The following is a 19004-nucleotide window of genomic DNA, read 5'->3' on the forward strand; positions in this document are numbered from 1 at the left end:
CGCTCCCACAGGGATCTTCAGTGCTACATAGATCCAGTGTGGGAGCGGGCTTGCTCCGGGCGGCGTTCCGACGAAGGCGTCAGCCCAGACACCGCAAAAAAAACGGCCTCCCACAGTGGAGGCCGTTTTGCATTTTCACATCCGGCTCTTCTTGCGCCGCTTCCATTGCCTGGCCACCCACCAGCGCCAATACGCCATCACCAGGAAGTAGGACAGCGCACCGAGGGCCAGCCCCGTCACTACCGAACCCAACAGAAACGGTTGCCACAAGGTCGAGATTTCTCCCCTGATCCATTCCCAGGTCAGTGCGTCCGGCAACTGCCGGGCGGGGACGTCCATCAGCCAGGCACCGGTCTGGTAGGTGCAAAAGAACACGGCAGGCATGGTGATCGGGTTGGTCAGCCAGACCAGGCTCACGGCGATCGGCATGTTGCCGCGCACGATGATGGCGAGAGTTGCCGCCAGCAGCATCTGCAACGGGATTGGCAGGAACGCCGCGAACAAACCCACCGCCATGGCGCGGGCCACGGAGTGGCGGTTGAGGTGCCACAGGTTCGGGTCATGCAGCAGCGTGCCGAGAAAGCGTAAGGACTTGTGTTCCCTGATGCTCATCGGGTCTGGCATGTAACGTTTGAATAAGCGCCGGGGCATAAGGCTTCTCGGTCGGTCAGGGTGGCAAGTATGTCTGGATTCTATGAACTGCCCATTCAGACTTTGTGACAATTAATAACGGCGCCCACGCGACCGGCGGGCTAAGCCTTGGAGGGGACTCTCAAGGACGGGCTTATGCGCACAGGGATGATGGCGTTGGCGCTGGGTCTGCTGACTTTGCGTTTTTTGCCGGCTTTACCGCCGGTCTGGTTGTGGCTGGCGATGCCGGTGGCGGGTTTGATGTTGTTGCCATTCAGGACGTATCCGGTGGCGTTTTACCTGTTCGGTTTGAGTTGGGCCTGCGCGAATGCGCAGTGGGCGCTGGATGACCGGTTGCCGCCGGCGCTGGACGGAGAAACCCGCTGGGTCGAAGGACGGGTCACCGGCTTGCCCCGGCATGACGACGGTGTCGTGCGTTTCGAATTGACCGACATCCAGTCCCGGCGCACCCGCCTGCCGCCGCAAATGCGCCTGGCCTGGTACGGCGGGCCGCCGGTGAACAGTGGTGAGCGCTGGCGTCTGGCAGTCAAATTGAAGCGCCCGGTCGGGCTCCTCAATCCGCAGGCGTTCGACTACCAGGCCTGGTTGCTGGCACAACACATCGGGGCGACCGGGACGGTCAAGCAGGGCGACCGCCTTGCGCCAGCCCAATGGGCCTGGCGCGACGGCATCCGCCAGCGTTTGCAAGCGGTGGATGCCCAGGGCCGAGGCGGCGCGTTGACCGCGTTGGTGCTCGGGGACGGTGCCGGGCTGAGTCGCGAAGACTGGCAGGTATTGCAGGACACCGGCACGGTGCATCTGTTGGTGATTTCCGGGCAGCACATCGGCTTGCTGGCGGGCGTCGTGTATCTGTTGATTGCCGGTCTGGCCCGCCTTGGGTTATGGCCGAACCGTCTGCCATGGCTGCCTTGGGCGTGTGGCCTGGCATTCGCCGCGGCGCTCGGTTACGGGATGCTGGCCGGATTCGGGGTGCCGGTGCGACGAGCCTGCCTGATGCTTGGCCTGGTGTTGCTGTGGCGTCTGCGGTTTCGTCATCTCGGTGCGTGGTGGCCGCTTTTACTGGCCCTCTGCGGCATTTTGCTGCTGGAGCCGCTGGCGAGTCTTCAGCCTGGTTTCTGGCTGTCTTTCGCGGCCGTGGCCGTCTTGATATTGACCTTCGGCGGCCGGTTGGGCCCCTGGCGATGGTGGCAAACCTGGACCCGCGCCCAGTGGCTGATTGCAATCGGATTGTGCCCGTTACTGTTGGTATTGGGATTGCCGATCAGCCTTAGCGGTCCGGCAGCCAATTTGTTGGCGGTGCCGTGGATCAGTCTGCTGGTGTTGCCACCGGCCTTGCTCGGGACATTGCTGTTGCCGGTGCCCTACGTGGGCGAGGGCCTGTTGTGGCTGGCGGGCGGTTTGATCGGTGAGTTGTTCAGGGTCCTGGCGTTGTTGGCCGAGGTGCTACCCGCGTGGGTGCCGAAGGCGATTCCTTTGGGAGTATGGAGCCTCGGCGCGCTGGGCGCTTTTCTACTGCTGTTGCCGCGTGGCGTTCCGCTGCGTCCGTTGGGTTGGCCTCTGCTGCTGTTGCTGGTATTCCCACCCCGGTCAATGCTGCCGGAAGGCATCGCTGAAGTCTGGCAGTTGGACGTGGGGCAGGGTTTGGCTATTGTGGTGCGCACCCGGCACCACACCTTGCTGTATGACGCCGGACCGCGATTCGGTGAGCTTGACCAGGGAGAGCGGGTGGTGCTGCCGGCGTTGCACAAACTGGGGGTGAATGGTCTCGACCTGATGCTGATCAGCCACGCCCATGCCGATCATGCCGGCGGTGCCCCGGCGATTGCCAAGGGCTTGCCGGTGAAACAGGTGGTCAGTGGTGAACCCTCAGACTTGCCTGTGGAACTGCAGGCCGGGCGTTGTGAGAGCGGCCGGCAATGGACCTGGGATGAAGTCGACTTCCAGCTTTGGCACTGGCCATTGGCCGGCGACAGCAACCAGAACTCCTGTGTCTTGTTGATCGAGGCCAATGGTGAACGGTTGCTGTTGAGTGGCGACATTGATGCCGCCGCCGAAAAAGCCCTGCTGGACAGTCCGTTGGCCTTGCCTGTCGATTGGCTGCAGGCGCCACACCACGGCAGTCGCAGCTCGTCGTCAAACGCCCTGCTGGATGTCCTGCAACCTAAAGGGGCGCTGATCTCCCGCGGCCAGGGCAATTCGTTTGGCCATCCGCATCCCACGGTGATCGAGCGTTATCAGAAACGCGGGATGGCGATCTACGACAGCGTCGAACAGGGTGCCATTCGTCTGCAACTGGGGCGCTTCGAGCCGCCATGGTCGATGCGCCAGGAACGGCGATTCTGGCGCGATCCGCCGCCTTAGAGCTCATGACCGGGCGTTATCAAGGCCCGACCGGATGCGACATCGCGGTCTTCGGTGCGCCCACCCCCTATGTTAGAGTGGCGCACTTTTTCGAGGGGGCTGTCACTGTGTGGGAATTGGTCAAATCCGGCGGCTGGATGATGCTGCCGATCATTTTGAGCTCCATCGCGGCCATGGCGATCGTTGCCGAGCGTCTGTGGACCCTGCGGGCCAGCCGCGTGACCCCGGAGCACTTGCTCGGGCAGGTCTGGGTCTGGATCAAGGACAAACAGCTCAACAAGGAAAAACTCAAGGAACTGCGCGCCAACTCCCCGTTGGGCGAGATCCTGGCGGCCGGCCTGGCCAACTCCAAGCATGGTCGCGAGATCATGAAGGAGTGCATTGAAGAGGCCGCACAACGGGTCATCCATGAGCTCGAGCGCTACGTCGCCGCCCTCGGCACCATCGCCGCCATGGCGCCGTTGCTGGGCCTGCTGGGTACGGTGCTGGGCATGATCGATATTTTCAGTGCGTTCACAGGCTCAGGCATGACCACTAACGCTTCGGTACTGGCCGGTGGTATTTCCAAGGCCCTGATCACCACGGCCGCGGGCCTGATGGTGGGTATCCCCGCAGTGTTTTTCCACCGTTTCCTGCAACGCCGGATCGATGAGCTGGTGGTGGGCATGGAGCAGGAAGCGATCAAGCTGGTCGAAGTGGTGCAGGGCGATCGCGACGTGGACCTGACCGGGAGCAAAGCGTGAAATTCCGCCGCAAACCACGGGAAACGGTGGACATCAACCTCGCATCGCTGATCGACGTGGTGTTCATCCTGTTGCTGTTTTTTGTCGTGACCACCACCTTTACCCGTGAGACCCAACTGCGCGTCGATCTGCCGGAAGCCGTCAGCGGCACGCCGGCCGACGATCAGAGCAAGCCACTGGACATCGCCATCAGCGCCGACGGCGTGTTCTCGGTGAACAACCAGATCCTGCCGAAAAGCGACCTGGCCTCGCTGATGGACGCACTGCAAAAAGAAGCCAACGGCGACACCAACCGGCCGCTGTCCATCAGTGCTGACGGCAAGACTGCGCATCAGTCCGTGGTGACAGCCATGGATGCCGCCGGCAAACTCGGCTTCAGTCACTTGCGCATGACCACCATCGAGGCGGCGCCTCCCGCGCCCTGATGGCCATGTCCGATCGATTGCTCGCCGCGTGGTACGCAGGTCATCCGGCCCTGAAGCTGTTACAGCCACTGGAATGGCTGTACCGGCGCGTGGTCATGAACAAGCGCAAGCGCTTTCTGGCGGGTGAGGGCGAGATCTACCAGCCACCGGTGCCGCTGATCGTGGTCGGCAACATCACCGTGGGAGGCACCGGCAAGACGCCACTGATTCTATGGATGATCGAGCACTGCCAGCGCAGCGGCCTGCGGGTCGGCGTGGTCAGCCGCGGCTATGGCGCCAAACCGCCGCAGTTGCCGTGGCGGGTCGAGGCCGGGCAGAGCGCCGACGTCGCCGGTGACGAGCCGTTGCTGATTGTCCAGCGCACGGGCGTGCCGCTGATGATCGACCCCAATCGCAGCAACGCCGTCAAAGCCTTGCTGGCCAGTGAACCGCTGGATCTGATCCTGTCCGACGACGGCATGCAGCACTACCGCATGGCCCGTGACCTCGAGCTGGTGCTGATCGACGCCGCCCGCGGCCTGGGCAACCGCCGTTGCCTGCCCGCCGGGCCATTGCGTGAGCCGGTCGAGCGCCTGCAAAGCGTCGACGCGGTGCTCTACAACGGTGCCGCATCCGACCGCGACGATGGCTTTGCCTTTCAATTGCAGCCCACCGCGCTGGTCAATCTGCGCAGTGGCGAACGCCGTCCCCTCGATCATTTTCCCGCCGGCCAGGCCCTGCACGCGGTGGCCGGTATCGGCAATCCGCAACGTTTCTTCAAGACCCTCGAAACGCTACACTGGCAGCCTGTTCCACATGCGTTTGCCGACCACGCTGAATACAGCGTGCAGACGTTGAATTTCACGCCGTCATTGCCGTTGGTGATGACGGAAAAAGACGCGGTGAAATGCCGTGCCTTTGCCGCCGCCGACTGGTGGTACCTGGCGGTCGATGCCGTGCCGTCGCCGGCCTTCGTGGCCTGGTTCGACACACAGTTGATGCGCCTGCTGCCGGATCGTTTGTTGCCTTAACTCCGTTTTTTCCAGGGAATGCTCATGGACACCAAATTGCTCGACATCCTCGCTTGCCCGGTCTGCAAAGGCCCGCTCAAGCTCAGCGCCGACAAGACCGAGCTGATCAGCAAGGGCGCCGGCCTGGCTTACCCGATTCGCGACGGCATCCCGGTGATGCTCGAGTCGGAAGCGCGCACCCTGACCACCGATGAGCGTCTGGATAAATGACCACAGCCTTTACCGTCGTCATTCCATCGCGTTATGCCTCCACCCGTCTGCCAGGCAAGCCGCTGCTGCTGATCGCCGGCAAGCCGATGATCCAGCACGTCTGGGAACAGGCGAGCAAAAGCAGCGCCGGGCGGGTGGTGGTTGCCACTGACGACGCGCGCATCGTCGAGGCCTGCAATGGCTTCGGTGCCGAAGTGGTGCTGACCCGTGAGGATCACAATTCCGGCACCGATCGCCTGGCTGAAGTCGCGATGAAACTGGGCCTGGCGCCCGATGCCATCGTCGTCAACGTCCAGGGCGACGAGCCGCTGATCCCGCCGAGCGTGATCGATCAGGTCGCCGCCAACCTGGCGGCCCACGCTGAAGCGCGCATGGCCACCCTGGCCGAGCCGATCGAAGACGCGGACACCCTGTTCAATCCCAACGTGGTCAAGGTCGTCAGCGACCTCAATGGCCTGGCGCTGACGTTCAGTCGCTCTACCTTGCCCTGGGCGCGGGATGCATTTGCCGTGAACCCTGAGCAGTTGCCGGAAGGCGTGCCGTATCGCCGCCATATCGGCATCTATGCCTACCGCGCCGGTTTCCTGCAGGATTTCGTCAACTGGGGTCCATGCTGGCTGGAAAACACCGAGTGCCTGGAACAGCTGCGTGCCCTGTGGCACGGCGTGCGGATCCACGTGGCCGACGCATTGATCGCACCGCCTGCCGGCGTCGATACCGCTGAAGACCTCGAGCGCGTTCGTCGCCTGCTGGAGGCGTGATGCGCGTTTTGTTCGTGTGCCTGGGCAACATCTGCCGTTCTCCCACGGCCGAAGGCGTGCTGCGGCACAAACTGCGCGAAGCGGGGCTGGCCGATCAGGTTGAGGTCGCTTCCGCCGGCACCGGTGACTGGCATGTCGGCAAGGCGCCGGACAAGCGCAGCCAGGCCGCGGCGAAGCTGCGCGGTTACGACTTGTCGGCCCAGCGCGCCCGGCAAGTCAGCCGCGCCGATTTTGCCACCTACGACCTGATCCTCGCGATGGACAACAGCAACCTGCGCAACCTCAAGGCGTTGCAGCCCGCCAAGGGCAAGGCCGAGCTGGATCTGTTCCTGCGCCGTTACCAGTCGCCAATCGATGAAGTGCCGGACCCGTACTACGATGGCGAGCAAGGCTTCGAGCAGGTGTTGGACCTGATCGAGCGCGCCAGTGATTTGCTGGTGATCGAATTGAAGGGACGGTTATGAGTTTGCAGATTCAATCGCAGGTGTCGCTCAAGCCGTTCAACAGCTTTGGCGTGGATGTCCAGGCCCGGCTGTTTGCCGAGGCCCATAGCGACGCCGATGTGCGCGAAGCCCTGGCCTATGGGCTGGAGCACAAGGTCCCGGTACTGGTGATCGGCGGTGGCAGCAACCTGCTGCTGACGGCGGATATCGAATCACTGGTGCTGCGCATGGCCACTCGCGGGATTCGCGTGCTGAGCGATGACGACGGCAAAGTGGTGATCGAGGCCGAGGCGGGCGAGCCCTGGCATCCCTTTGTGCAACACACCCTGGCGCTTGGGTTGTCCGGCCTGGAAAACCTCAGCCTGATTCCCGGCACCGTGGGTGCGGCACCGATGCAGAACATCGGCGCCTATGGGGTCGAGATCAAGGACGTGTTCGCCGGCCTGACCGCCCTCGATCGCCAGACCGGCGAACTGCGCGATTTCAGCCTGGCGCAGTGCAACTTTGCTTACCGCGACAGCCTGTTCAAGCAGGAACCGGGGCGCTGGTTGATCCTGCGTGTGCGTTTCGCCCTCGACCGTGCCGCGCATTTGCACCTGGAGTACGGCCCGGTGCGTCAGCGCTTGACCGAACAAGGTATCGAGCATCCGACCGCCCGCGATGTCAGCCAGGCCATTTGCAGCATCCGCAACGAAAAACTCCCGGACCCGGCCGTGCTCGGCAATGCCGGCAGTTTCTTCAAGAACCCTTTGGTGTCGGCGGCGCTGGCTGCACGGCTCAAGGGCGAGTACCCGGACCTGGTGGCCTATGCGCAACCCGATGGGCAGATGAAACTGGCCGCTGGCTGGTTGATCGAGCGGGCAGGCTGGAAAGGTTTTCGCGATGCCGACGCAGGTGTTCACAAGCTGCAGGCGCTGGTGCTGGTCAACTATGGCGGCGCAACGGGCCTGCAATTGCTGAACCTGGCGCAGCGCATCCAGAAAGACATTTCAGAACGTTTTCATGTCGACCTGGAAATGGAACCGAACCGGTATTGAGCTAAGCTTTCAGGACAGATCAAAAAGCCCTGCACGATGTTTATTGTGCAGGGCTTTTTTGTTAATGCTCGGTTAACTTAGTCAGCTAACGATGCACACTCTTGCTCCACCAAAGGCCCGGTGCAGACCGTTTGCGTCCGCACGAGAGAGCCGATTAGCCTGAGTCGATCTGCGTGCGACCCACCGAGATCCAGCGGCAGATTGCTCGACCCCATAACTCAAGATCTATGCGGGCGTGCCCATGATTACCCTGAAACTCAATGGTCAAGACCATCAACTCGACGTCACCGAGGACATGCCGCTGCTCTGGGCGATCCGCGACGTGGCCGGGTACAACGGTACCAAGTTCGGCTGCGGCATGGGCCTGTGCGGGGCCTGCACCATTCATATCGAAGGGGCACCGGCACGCAGTTGCATCACGCCCATCGGTTCCGTCGTCGGTCAGAATGTCAGCACCATCGACAACCTGCACGCCGACCCGATCGGCAAAGTCGTCCAGCAAGCCTGGCTCGACACGGCGGTCGCCCAATGCGGTTTCTGCCAGGGTGGTCAAATCATGTCGGCGACAGCGCTGCTCAAGACCCACCCGAACCCCAGCGACGAGCAGATTGAAGAGGCGATGGTCGGCAACATCTGCCGCTGCGGCACCTACAACCGCATCAAGACCGCCATCCGCCAGGCCTCCACTCACCTGAAGGAGGCCAAGGCATGAGCCGGTTACCGAATGATTTCACCCTGAGCAATCTGAGCCAGCTCAGTCGCCGTGGCTTTCTCAAAGGCGTGGGCGCCACCAGTGCGCTGGTATTGGCGGCGAGCTGGGGCTGGCAAGACGCTTTTGCCGAAGAAAAAGACAAGAAGTTCGGCGCCGACGGCATGCCCCACGGCTGGGTCGACGATCCGAAAGTCTATGTGAGCATCGCCGCCGATGGCACGGTGACTGTGATCTGCAACCGCTCGGAAATGGGGCAGGGCGTGCGCACCAGCCTGACCATGGTGGTGGCTGATGAACTGGAAGCCGATTGGGCGCGGGTCAAGGTACAGCAGGCCCCGGGCGATGAGGCACGCTTCGGCAACCAGGACACCGACGGCTCACGCAGCATGCGCCACTGGTACGAACCGATGCGTCGTTGCGGGGCTGCTGCACGCGCCATGCTGGAACAGGCCGCTGCTGACCAGTGGAAAGTGTCGGTGGGCGAGTGCCATGCGCAACTGCATAAAGTCATCCACAAACCCTCGGGCCGCGAACTGGATTATGGCGCGCTCGCCGCCGCTGCCAGCGCTTTGGCCGTACCGGCGCGTGACAGCCTGAGGCTCAAGCAGCCTTCGGAATTCCGTTACATCGGCAAGGAAGGCAGCAAGGCCATTGACGGTGAGGACATCGTCAACGGCCGTGCCGTTTACGGTGCCGACGTGCATTTCGACGGCATGCTCTACGCGACGATTGCCCGACCCACGGTGTATGGCGGCAAAGTCAAAAGTTTCGATGGCAGCGCGGCGATGAAAGTCCCCGGCGTGGTCAAGGTGCTGCAGATCGAAAGCCGTCCGTTGCCTTCGGAGTTCCAGCCCCTGGGTGGCATTGCCGTGGTGGCGAGTAATACCTGGGCGGCGATCAAGGGCCGCGAGGCGCTGAAAATCGAGTGGGAAGACGGCCCCAACGCGAGCTACGACTCGATCGCCTATCGCAAGGAGCTCGAAGCGGCCTCGCTCAAGCCTGGCAAGGTGGTGCGCAATACCGGCAACATAGACGAAGCCATGAGCAGCGCCGATAGCACGTTGGAAGCCTCATACTACTTGCCGCATTTGTCACAGTCGCCGATGGAACCGATGGTCGCCATTGCGCGGTTCAAGGACGGTGCGTGCGAGGCCTGGGGGCCAAGCCAGGCGCCGCAGGTCACCCGGGAACGGATCGGTGAACGCCTGGGGCTGCCGTTCGAAAAGGTCACGTTCAACGTGACCTTGCTGGGCGGTGGGTTCGGGCGCAAGTCCAAGCCTGACTTCATCATCGAAGCCGCGATCCTCGCCAAGGAATTCCCCGGCAAAGCGGTGCGGGTGCAATGGACCCGCGAAGACGACATTCATTGTTCCTACTTCCACACCGTATCGGTCGAATACCTCAAGGCCGGCCTGAACAAGGACGGCCTGCCGTCCGGCTGGCTGCACCGTACGGTGGCGCCGAGCATCACGGCGTTGTTTGCGCCGGGCATGAACCATGAGGCGGCGTTCGAACTGGGCATGGGCTTCACCAACATGGCGTATGCGATCCCCAACATTCGCCTGGAAAACCCCGAGGCCACGGTGCATACCCGCGTCGGCTGGTATCGCTCGGTGTCGAACATTCCCCATGGCTTCGCGATCCAGAGTTTTATCGATGAACTGGCGCACAAGGCTGGGGAAGATCCGCTGAAGTACCAAGTCAGATTGCTCGGCCCGGACCGTCAGATCGATCCGCGCACCTTGAGCGAAGAGTGGAACTACGGTGAATCCCCCGAGCGGTATCCGATCGACACCGCGCGCCTGCGCACGGTACTGGAGACCGCCGCCAAAGCCGCCGGATGGGGGCGTGAGCTGCCCAAGGGCCGCGGCCTGGGCCTGGCGGTGCATTACAGCTTCGTGACCTATGTGGCAGCGGTGATCGAGGTGGAGGTCAAAGACGACGGCACGCTGGTGGTGCACAAGGCCGACATCGCCGTCGATTGCGGGCCGCAGATCAATCCCGAGCGGATTCGCGCGCAATTCGAGGGTGCCTGCGTCATGGGCCTGGGTAATGCGGTGCTTGGGGAAATCAGCTTCAAGGACGGCAAGGTCCAGCAGGATAACTTCCACATGTACGAAGTGGCGCGCATGTCCCTGGCGCCGAAAGAGGTGGCTGTGCATCTGGTGACGCCGCCGGGTGACGTGCCATTGGGCGGAGTTGGTGAACCGGGTGTGCCACCGATTGCGCCGGCCCTGTGCAATGCGATCTTTGCTGCCACCGGCAAGCGCATCCGCAACCTGCCGGTTCGTTATCAGTTGTCGGGCTGGCAGCAGGCTGGAGCCTGATGGACAGCGCCGACCTGAACGTCCTGCGCAGTGTGCTGCAATGGCAGCGCGCTGGTCAGCGGGTGGTGTTGTACAGCGTGGTCGAAACCTGGGGCACTGCGCCCCGGGCACCCGGCGCCATGCTCGCCCTGCGTGAAGACGGCGTAGTGATTGGTTCGGTTTCCGGTGGGTGTGTCGAGGATGACTTGATCGCCCGGCTGCACGACGGCCGTCTCGCACTGGACGGGCCGCCCGTGCAACTGATCACGTACGGCGTGACCCGCGAGGAAGCCGCACGTTTCGGTTTGCCCTGCGGTGGCACCTTGCGCTTGACCGAGGAGCGCATCGACGATGGGGATTGGGTCGAGCAACTGCTGGCCCGATGCGAGGCCCATGAAATCGTTGCCCGTGAACTGAACCTGGCCACCGGCGAAGTGCTTTTGCAGCCGGCCAGTAAAGCTGATGTATTGACGTTCGACGGTCAGGCCTTGCGGGCGATCTATGGGCCGCGCTGGCGCTTGCTGCTGATCGGCGCGGGGCAGCTGTCGCGCTATGTCGCGGAAATGGCCCGCCTGCTGGATTTCGAGGTGCTGATTTGCGATCCACGCAGCGAGTTCGTCTATGGCTGGGAAGAGCAGCACGGACGATTCGTCTCGGGCATGCCGGATGAGGCGGTGTTGAATATCCAGACCGATGAGCGCACGGCCATCGTGGCCTTGACCCACGATCCGCGCCTGGACGACATGGCGTTGCTCACGGCCCTGGATTCCAAAGCCTTTTACGTTGGAGCACTGGGGTCGCGGGTGAACAGCCAGAAGCGCCGGGAAAACCTGGCTCAACTGGGTTTGTCGCAACCGGCGATTGACCGCTTGCATGGTCCGATCGGCTTGCACATCGGCAGTCATAATCCAGCGGAAATAGCCTTGTCGCTCATGGCGGAAATTGTGGCGGTCAAAAATGGCGTCGAACTGAAACAGAAGAAGGTCTTGCGGGAGAAGGTATGAGCGAGTCCATTGGCGTCGTCTTACTGGCGGCGGGGCAGGGCAGTCGGTTTCGTCAGGTGGCGGGTGCTGAAAGGGATAAGTTGGTGGCCGATTGCATCGGGCGTGACGGCGTGGTGCGGTCCGTCATCGAGCACACATTGGTCAACCTGCCGGCGACGCTGGGCAAACGCGTATTCGTCACCACTGCTGACCGTCCACAGGTGATTCGCATGGCTCAGGCCTATGGCTGCGAGATTGTGCTGATCGAATCGACGGGAATGGGCGACAGCATTGCCGCTGGAGTCGCTGCCTGCAAACAACTCGATGGCTGGCTGATGGTGCTGGGGGATATGCCGTTCATCCTGCCGTCCAGTATCGAGCAAGTGGTGGCGGGTATTGGCAATGACAGTATCAGTGTTCCGGTACAGGGCGGTAAATATGGGCATCCGGTCGGGTTTGGGCGGGACTTCGCAGCGGGGTTGATGGAGCTATCGGGGGATCGTGGCGCGAAACCGCTGTTTGCCCAAGGGCGGGTGATCGAAGTGGCCGTGGATGATCCCGGTGTGTTGTGGGATGTGGATGTGCCTGAGGCACTAACCTTCAGGCCAGCATAGGTCCTTGTGGGAGCGAGCTTGCTCGCGATAGCGGTGGATCAGCTAGCACCAATGTTGAATATCATTCCGCTATCGCGAGCAAGCTCGCTCCCACAGGGGATTGGGGGGTATTCAGGGATATAAAAAAGCCCCGCCTGGGATCACCAAGCGGGGCTTTTCAGTGGCCGATGGAATCAGGCGAGAGGTTTGGTCTCGTGCTCTTTTTCCAGGGCTTGCTCGTGTTGCTCTACCGCTTCCTGAACGGAACGCGGCGCTTCGTGGATCACCGACTCAGCCGGCTCGGCAACCACTTCGGCAGCCGGGGCAGGCGCTGCCTCAACCGCTTCAACCGGAGCCGCAGCGGCAGCCAGTTCAGCTTCCTTCTGCAGACGCTCGGCTTCACGCTTGCGACGACGCACTTCACGTGGGTCGTTAGGCGCACGGCCACTTGGCGTCAGGGCGCTGACAGGAGCGGCCTCGACGACCGGGGCAGGTGCTTGGGCAACGACCGCAGCTTCAACAGCAGGAGCTTCAACGACAGGTGCTTCAACCTCCGCCGCCGGGGCCGGTTCTGCTGCAGCAACCACTGGCTCGGAAACCATGGCTTCGGCCACTTGGGTCTCGGCAGCAGGCGCTGGTGTTTCAGCGACGGCTGGCTCGGCCACCCAGTTGAACGCCGTTTGCTCTTCACGCACTTCGCGAACGGTTTCAGTCACGGTCTCGACGACAGCTTCTGCAGGTGCGGCAGGTGCTTCAACCACTGGAGCCGGCTCGGCAACCGCTTCAACGGCTGGCTGAGCTTCTGGCGCCACTTCGATTTCCGGCGAGGCGGTGACTTCGACCGGCGTGGTCGCTTCAACGACTGGCGCTTCAACCGGAGCTGCTTCCAGGGTGGCGGCAGTGGCGCGTTCGGCTTGCACATTGGCTTCAGCTTCGGCTGGAGCGCTGATCACGCTGCTGGCAACGGCTGCGGTGACAGCCAGGCCGGCGGCCAGATCGGCAGTGCTTGGCACTTCAGCGTTTTCGCCGGACTCGGACTCTTCCGAACCTTCGATCACGTTGCCGTTGGCATCACGCTGACGCTCGCGACGGTTGCTGCGACGACGCTGGCCACGGGAGCGGCGGCGTGGACGATCGCCTTCGGCGTTTTCCTGACCCTCTTCCTGCAGTTGCTCTTCGTTGGTGGTCAGTTCTTCTTCGGCAGCGGCGGCAGCAGCTTGTTCGGCACGAGGCTGACGCTCTTCACGCGGTGGGCGTGGAGCACGCTCTTCACGTGGCTGGCGAGCCGGACGCTCTTCTGCGGTAGCAGCGGCGGCCGGAGCAGCCGGAGCGGCATCCAGAGGCTCGCGCAGTTCACGCACGCGTTCTTCACGCTCGCCACGTGGCTTGCGATCTTCACGCGGAGCGCGCGGCGCACGTTCTTCACGAGGCGCGCGTGGTGCGCGTTCTTCGCGGGCTACTGCCGGCGTTTCTTCACGGCTCTCGCGAGGCTCGCGCACTTCGCGTGGCTGACGCTCTTCACGCGGTGCACGTTCTTCGCGAGGCTTGCGCTCTTCATCGCGGCGACCGTTACGGTTGCGGCTCTGCTGGCGACCGTTGCGACGCTCTTCGTTGCGGGCCGGACGCTCGGCGGCTGGCTTTTCAACCACAACCGGCGCGACAGGCTCTTCCTTGGTGGCGAACAGGCTCACCAGCGACTTCACCAGGCCTTTGAACAGGCTTGGCTCAGGCACGACGGCCGGAGCCGGGGCCGGGGCCGGGGCGGCAACTTCGGTTGGAACCGGAGCGTTGGCGCGGGCCGGAGCTGTCTTGACCGCGGCTTCCTGGCGAACCAGGGTGCGGGTCGCTGCGGCTGGCTGGACTTCTTCGACTTCGGCCGCGGCAGCGGCGATTTCGTAGCTGGACTGGTTGGTCGCCGCTTCCGGGCTGTCATCACGCAGGCGTTGCACTTCGAAGTGCGGCGTCTCGAGGTGATCGTTCGGCAGGATGACGATGCGGGCGCGGGTGCGCAGTTCGATCTTGGTGATCGAGTTGCGTTTTTCGTTGAGCAGGAACGCAGCCACCGGGATCGGCACTTGTGCACGAACTTCGGCGGTACGGTCTTTCAGGGCTTCTTCTTCGATCAGGCGCAGGATCGCCAGGGACAGCGATTCAACGTCACGGATGATGCCGGTGCCGTTGCAACGCGGGCAGACGATGCCGCTGCTTTCGCCCAGGGACGGACGCAGGCGCTGACGGGACATTTCCAGCAGGCCGAAGCGCGAAATGCGACCGACTTGTACACGAGCGCGGTCGGCTTCCAGGCATTCGCGGACTTTCTCTTCCACGGCGCGCTGGTTCTTGGCTGGGGTCATGTCGATGAAGTCGATGACGATCAGGCCGCCGATGTCGCGCAGGCGCAACTGACGGGCGATTTCTTCGGCCGCTTCAAGGTTGGTCTGCAGCGCGGTTTCTTCGATGTCGCTGCCTTTGGTGGCGCGCGCCGAGTTGATGTCGATGGACACCAGGGCTTCGGTCGGATCGATCACGATGGAGCCGCCGGAAGGCAGTTCGACGACGCGCTGGAAAGCGGTTTCGATCTGGCTTTCGATCTGGAAGCGGTTGAACAGCGGAACGCTGTCTTCGTAGAGCTTGATCTTGCTGGCGTACTGCGGCATCACCTGGCGGATGAAGGTCAGGGCTTCGTCCTGGGCTTCAACGCTGTCGATCAGCACTTCGCCGATGTCCTGGCGCAGGTAGTCGCGGATCGCGCGGATGATCACGTTGCTTTCCTGGTAGATCAGGAACGGCGCGGCGCGGTCCAGCGAGGCTTCCTTGATGGCGGTCCAGAGCTGCAGCAGGTAGTCGAGGTCCCACTGCATTTCTTCGCTGCTGCGGCCAAGGCCGGCAGTGCGCACGATCAGGCCCATGTCGGCCGGGGCAACCAGGCCGTTCAGGGCTTCACGCAGTTCGTTGCGCTCTTCGCCTTCAATGCGACGGGAGATACCGCCGGCACGCGGGTTGTTCGGCATCAGTACCAGGTAACGACCGGCCAGGCTGATGAAGGTGGTCAGGGCGGCGCCCTTGTTGCCACGTTCTTCTTTTTCGACCTGAACGATGACTTCCTGGCCTTCGCTCAGGACGTCCTTGATGTTGACGCGACCTTCCGGGGCTTTCTTGAAGTATTCGCGGGAGATTTCTTTGAGGGGCAGGAAGCCGTGGCGCTCAGAGCCGAAATCGACAAAGGCAGCCTCGAGGCTTGGTTCGATGCGAGTAATCCGGCCTTTATAGATGTTGGCCTTCTTCTGCTCGCGTGCACCGGATTCGATGTCCAGGTCGTAGAGGCGCTGGCCATCTACCAGTGCAACACGCAACTCTTCGGGTTGAGTTGCGTTAATCAGCATTCTTTTCATGTAGTACCGTCGGTTTCCGGGCTGCCGGAAACGGCGTTCGGCACACACGACTTCTCACGGTCGGTGTCAGGTGCGTCGGGAGTGGTTGGCCATTTCCCGTGTCCAGCGAAGTCCGGCCAATGTGGGCCTTCATCGCGACGTACGCGTCCTGCTTGCTGTGGCTACTTAAGCACTCAGTCAGGAGGAGGAATCAACCAGCGGCTGTGGACGAGATGAAGCGTCTGGAGAAAGCCTGTTGCTACACAGTCCGGCGGTTGTGCATCTCCACCCTACACGTATCCCTGATAATTCGGGTGCTGCCGCGCGCAGAATCCGCAGCGGGTTGGCATTTACCGTGAGCTCCGAAAGGGGAGGTCACGCATCATGGCTAATTTAGGCGTTGTTTCCGATGCCTTCGCTCGGGGTCATTCGCAGCTGACTGCACTTTGTGAACTGGCCGTGAATATGGCTCGCAAAACGAGTGAAAACTCTGCTTTGTGGCGTGATTCAGGCCTCATGTCACCTGCGCTCGTTACACCTGCAAACTCCACCGTTACGTAGCGAAAGCCCCGTAGGACGGCCTCGCGTCCTGGTGAATTGCGTTGGTCAGGGCCGGTTTTTGACCGTTGGTCCGCTGTCCAGGCCGCTTTTGGCGACGTTCGCGACTATAGCAGCAATGATTAAGTGCTTCAATTCCATAAAAAATTGTTATCATCCGCGGCATGACGACGACTACCCCCCCGACTCCAGGCGTACAACTGCTTGAGGTCTCGCCGGAATATGCCGGCCAGCGTATTGATAATTTCCTTCTCGCGCGGCTCAAAGGCGTGCCCAAGACCTTGATTTACCGCATTTTGCGCAAGGGCGAAGTGCGCGTGAACAAAGGTCGGATCAAGCCCGAGTACAAGCTGCAGGCGGGCGATATCGTGCGCGTGCCGCCGGTTCGCGTGCCTGAGCGCGACGAGCCGGTGCCACTGGCACAAGGCCTGCTGCAGCGGCTCGAAGCCTCGATTGTCTTCGAAGACAAGGCCCTGATCGTGATCAACAAGCCCGCCGGCATTGCGGTTCACGGCGGCAGCGGCCTGACGTTCGGGGTGATCGAAGCCTTTCGTCAGTTGCGCCCCGATTGCAAGGAGCTCGAACTGGTTCACCGTCTCGACCGTGACACGTCCGGCCTGTTGATGATCGCCAAGAAGCGCAGCATGTTGCGCCACTTGCACACCGCGTTGCGCGGTGATGGCGTCGACAAACGCTACATGGCGCTGGTTCGCGGTAACTGGGCGAGCTCGATCAAGCAAGTCCGTGCGTCGCTGGGCAAGAGCAACCTGCGCTCCGGCGAGCGCATGGTCGAGGTCGACGAGGAGGAGGGCAAGGAGTCCGTGACCGTGTTCAAGGTCCTGCGCCGCTTCGGCGACTTTGCCACCCTGATCGAAGCCAAGCCGATTACCGGCCGCACTCACCAGATCCGCGTGCATACCTTGCACGCCGGGCATTGCATCGCTGGCGACACCAAGTACGGCGACGAAGGTTTCAGCAAGGAAATCCGCGATCTGGGCGGCAAGCGCCTGTTCCTGCATGCCTACATGCTGACCGTGCCGTTGCCTGATGGCGGCGAGCTGAAGTTGCAGGCCCCGGTCGACGAGATGTGGGCCAAGACTGTGGAGCGATTGAGTGCGCCCATCTGATTACAAGCTGCTGATTTTCGATTGGGACGGCACGCTGGCCGATTCCATTGGCCGGATTGTCGAGGCGATGCATGTTGCCTCCCGGCGCTCCGGTTTTGAGCAGCGCGACGATTTTGCCGTCAAGGGCATCATCGGCCTGGGTTTGCCGGAAGCGATCCGCACCCTGTACCCCGAGATCGATGACGCCGAACTGATCGCGTTTCGCGAACACTACGCCGAACATTACATTGCGTCGGAGGCTGAGCCTTCGCCGTTGTTCGAGGGAGTGGTCGAGTCGCTCGAGGCGTTTCGTGCCGAGGGTTATCATCTGGCTGTGGCGACCGGCAAGGCCCGTCGCGGGCTGGATCGGGTGTTGAAGGCCCATGGCTGGGAGGATTACTTCGATATCACCCGTGCCGCCGACGAGACCGCCAGCAAGCCCCATCCGCTGATGCTCGAGCAGATTCTCGCGCATTGCGAGGTTCGCCCGGAACAGGCATTGATGGTCGGTGATTCGTCCTTTGATTTGCAGATGGCACGCAACGCCGGCATGGGGTCGGTGGCCGTAAGCTATGGCGCTCAATCGATCGATGCGTTGAAGTTGTATGAGCCGCGGCTGGCCATCGACCGTTTTTCAGAATTGCACGCCTGGCTGAGTCAGCGGGCTTAACCGGTTGTTTTTGGGGTGGACGGCATGACCGACGAATGGAAGGCGCCCGTCAAGGCGAGCACAGAGAGCGGTGACGACAAAAGCTGGAAGCTGCTGGAGAAGACGCTGCTGGCCAGTGTGCAGGAACAGCGTCGGTCCCGTCGCTGGGGGATATTCTTCAAGTCGCTGACTTTTGTGTATCTTTTCGGCGTTGTTGCTCTGTTTTCGCCGCTGATGGATATGGAAAAGGCCGCTACCCTCAGTGCCAATTACACGGCGCTGATCGATGTGAGGGGGGTGATTGCCGACAAGGAGTCGGCCAGCGCAGACAATATCGTTGGTAGCTTGCGTGCGGCTTTCGAGGACAAGAAGGTCAAGGGCGTCATCCTGCGCATCAACAGCCCGGGCGGCAGTCCGGTGCAGTCGGGTTATGTCTATGACGAGATCCGTCGCCTGCGCGGCCTGCACCCGGACATCAAGCTCTATGCGGTCATTTCCGATCTGGGGGCTTCCGGTGCTTACTACATCGCCAGCGCGGCGGATCAGATCTACGCCGACAAGGCGAGCCTGGTCGGCTCCATCGGTGTGACGGCGGCCGGATACGGCTTTGTCGGCACCATGGAGAAGCTGGGTGTCGAGCGTCGCACTTACACCTCGGGCGAACACAAGTCGTTTCTCGATCCGTTCCAGCCACAGAAACCGGAAGAAACCGCTTTCTGGCAGGGTGTGCTCGATACGACTCACAAGCAGTTCATCAACAGCGTCAAGCAAGGGCGTGGCGATCGCCTGAAGGACAAGGAGCATCCGGAGCTGTTTTCCGGTCTGGTCTGGTCTGGCGAGCAGGCGCTGCCACTGGGGCTGATCGATGGGCTGGGCAATGCCAGTTCGGTTGCGCGGGATGTGATCGGCGAGAAAGAACTGGTGGACTTTACCGTTCAGGAGTCGACATTCGATCGCTTCTCGAAAAAGCTCGGTGCCAGCGTGGCTGAGCATTTGGCGATGTGGATGGGGTTTAACGGTCCGTCGCTGCGCTAGGTCGTTTTAAAGATCAAAAGATCGCAGCCTTCGGCAGCTCCTACACAGCT

17 protein-coding genes are annotated in these 19004 nt (G+C 62.1%); 15 read left to right on the forward strand and 2 right to left on the reverse strand.

Annotation, left to right across the window (positions count from 1 at the left end; all coding sequences use genetic code 11):
* Window positions 1-135 precede the first annotated feature (135 nt).
* On the reverse strand, window positions 136-651 hold the full coding sequence (locus Q8X48_RS02760; RefSeq protein ID WP_015096398.1) for a DUF2062 domain-containing protein: 516 nt from the start codon (window positions 649-651) through the stop codon (window positions 136-138).
* Window positions 652-786: 135 nt separating this feature from the next.
* Here Q8X48_RS02760 and Q8X48_RS02765 point away from each other — a divergent pair, with 135 nt between their 5' ends.
* The 12 genes from Q8X48_RS02765 to Q8X48_RS02820 all read left to right on the forward strand — a co-directional run bounded on the left by Q8X48_RS02765 (window position 787) and on the right by Q8X48_RS02820 (window position 12256).
* Window positions 787-3012 (forward strand): DNA internalization-related competence protein ComEC/Rec2, encoded by a 2226-nt coding sequence (locus Q8X48_RS02765; RefSeq protein WP_407799365.1) that lies wholly within the window; start codon window positions 787-789, stop codon window positions 3010-3012.
* A 107-nt stretch (window positions 3013-3119) separates the two neighbouring features.
* The gene (locus tag Q8X48_RS02770) at window positions 3120-3755 is read left to right on the forward strand and encodes a MotA/TolQ/ExbB proton channel family protein (protein WP_015096396.1); all 636 of its coding nucleotides are present in this window, start codon (window positions 3120-3122) and stop codon (window positions 3753-3755) included.
* The gene (locus Q8X48_RS02775; RefSeq protein WP_007972252.1) at window positions 3752-4180 is read left to right on the forward strand and encodes an ExbD/TolR family protein; all 429 of its coding nucleotides are present in this window, start codon (window positions 3752-3754) and stop codon (window positions 4178-4180) included. The genes Q8X48_RS02770 and Q8X48_RS02775 overlap by 4 nt, the downstream gene beginning before the upstream one ends.
* Window positions 4180-5190, forward strand: a complete 1011-nt coding sequence (lpxK, locus tag Q8X48_RS02780; protein WP_407799366.1) for a tetraacyldisaccharide 4'-kinase — start codon at window positions 4180-4182, stop codon at window positions 5188-5190. Before Q8X48_RS02775 ends, lpxK begins: the two co-directional genes overlap by 1 nt.
* Window positions 5191-5214: 24 nt before the next feature.
* Window positions 5215-5400: a Trm112 family protein gene (locus Q8X48_RS02785; protein ID WP_003179363.1), complete on the forward strand. Its 186-nt coding sequence runs from the start codon at window positions 5215-5217 to the stop codon at window positions 5398-5400.
* Entirely contained in the window at window positions 5397-6161 is a 765-nt protein-coding gene (kdsB, locus tag Q8X48_RS02790) for a 3-deoxy-manno-octulosonate cytidylyltransferase (protein WP_015096394.1), read from the forward strand. Before Q8X48_RS02785 ends, kdsB begins: the two co-directional genes overlap by 4 nt.
* A complete protein-coding gene (locus tag Q8X48_RS02795; RefSeq protein ID WP_102673880.1) occupies window positions 6161-6625 on the forward strand; it encodes a low molecular weight protein-tyrosine-phosphatase in 465 nt (154 codons plus the stop codon). Before kdsB ends, Q8X48_RS02795 begins: the two co-directional genes overlap by 1 nt.
* Complete coding sequence (murB, locus tag Q8X48_RS02800) at window positions 6622-7641, forward strand: UDP-N-acetylmuramate dehydrogenase (protein ID WP_015096392.1); 1020 nt, start codon at window positions 6622-6624, stop codon at window positions 7639-7641. The genes Q8X48_RS02795 and murB overlap by 4 nt, the downstream gene beginning before the upstream one ends.
* Before the next feature lie 241 nt (window positions 7642-7882).
* A complete protein-coding gene (locus Q8X48_RS02805) occupies window positions 7883-8353 on the forward strand; it encodes a (2Fe-2S)-binding protein (protein WP_015096391.1) in 471 nt (156 codons plus the stop codon).
* On the forward strand, window positions 8350-10680 hold the full coding sequence (locus Q8X48_RS02810) for a xanthine dehydrogenase family protein molybdopterin-binding subunit (RefSeq protein ID WP_407799367.1): 2331 nt from the start codon (window positions 8350-8352) through the stop codon (window positions 10678-10680). Before Q8X48_RS02805 ends, Q8X48_RS02810 begins: the two co-directional genes overlap by 4 nt.
* The gene (locus tag Q8X48_RS02815; RefSeq protein WP_126046983.1) at window positions 10680-11663 is read left to right on the forward strand and encodes an XdhC family protein; all 984 of its coding nucleotides are present in this window, start codon (window positions 10680-10682) and stop codon (window positions 11661-11663) included. Before Q8X48_RS02810 ends, Q8X48_RS02815 begins: the two co-directional genes overlap by 1 nt.
* Window positions 11660-12256, forward strand: a complete 597-nt coding sequence (locus Q8X48_RS02820; RefSeq protein WP_407799368.1) for a nucleotidyltransferase family protein — start codon at window positions 11660-11662, stop codon at window positions 12254-12256. Before Q8X48_RS02815 ends, Q8X48_RS02820 begins: the two co-directional genes overlap by 4 nt.
* A gap of 173 nt (window positions 12257-12429) precedes the next feature.
* On the opposite strand, the gene rne is transcribed toward Q8X48_RS02820, so the two are convergent.
* Window positions 12430-15627 (reverse strand): ribonuclease E, encoded by a 3198-nt coding sequence (gene rne / locus Q8X48_RS02825; RefSeq protein WP_407799369.1) that lies wholly within the window; start codon window positions 15625-15627, stop codon window positions 12430-12432.
* 701 nt (window positions 15628-16328) lie between these two features.
* On the opposite strand from rne, the gene rluC reads away from it, so the two are divergent.
* From rluC to Q8X48_RS02840, 3 genes are read left to right on the forward strand one after another with little or no spacing between them, the layout of a single operon-like run.
* Window positions 16329-17291 carry a 23S rRNA pseudouridine(955/2504/2580) synthase RluC gene (gene rluC / locus Q8X48_RS02830; RefSeq protein WP_007977058.1) on the forward strand — a complete coding sequence of 321 codons (963 nt, stop codon included), beginning with the start codon at window positions 16329-16331 and terminating at the stop codon, window positions 17289-17291.
* The gene (locus tag Q8X48_RS02835; RefSeq protein WP_407799370.1) at window positions 17278-17940 is read left to right on the forward strand and encodes an HAD-IA family hydrolase; all 663 of its coding nucleotides are present in this window, start codon (window positions 17278-17280) and stop codon (window positions 17938-17940) included. Before rluC ends, Q8X48_RS02835 begins: the two co-directional genes overlap by 14 nt.
* Window positions 17941-17964: 24 nt before the next feature.
* Window positions 17965-18954: a S49 family peptidase gene (locus Q8X48_RS02840; protein ID WP_407799371.1), complete on the forward strand. Its 990-nt coding sequence runs from the start codon at window positions 17965-17967 to the stop codon at window positions 18952-18954.
* Window positions 18955-19004: the final 50 nt, after the last annotated feature.

This window comes from Pseudomonas sp. QLc11A, assembly GCF_052112305.1.
In the GTDB taxonomy this organism is placed as follows: Bacteria; Pseudomonadota; Gammaproteobacteria; order Pseudomonadales; family Pseudomonadaceae; genus Aquipseudomonas; species Aquipseudomonas laurylsulfatiphila.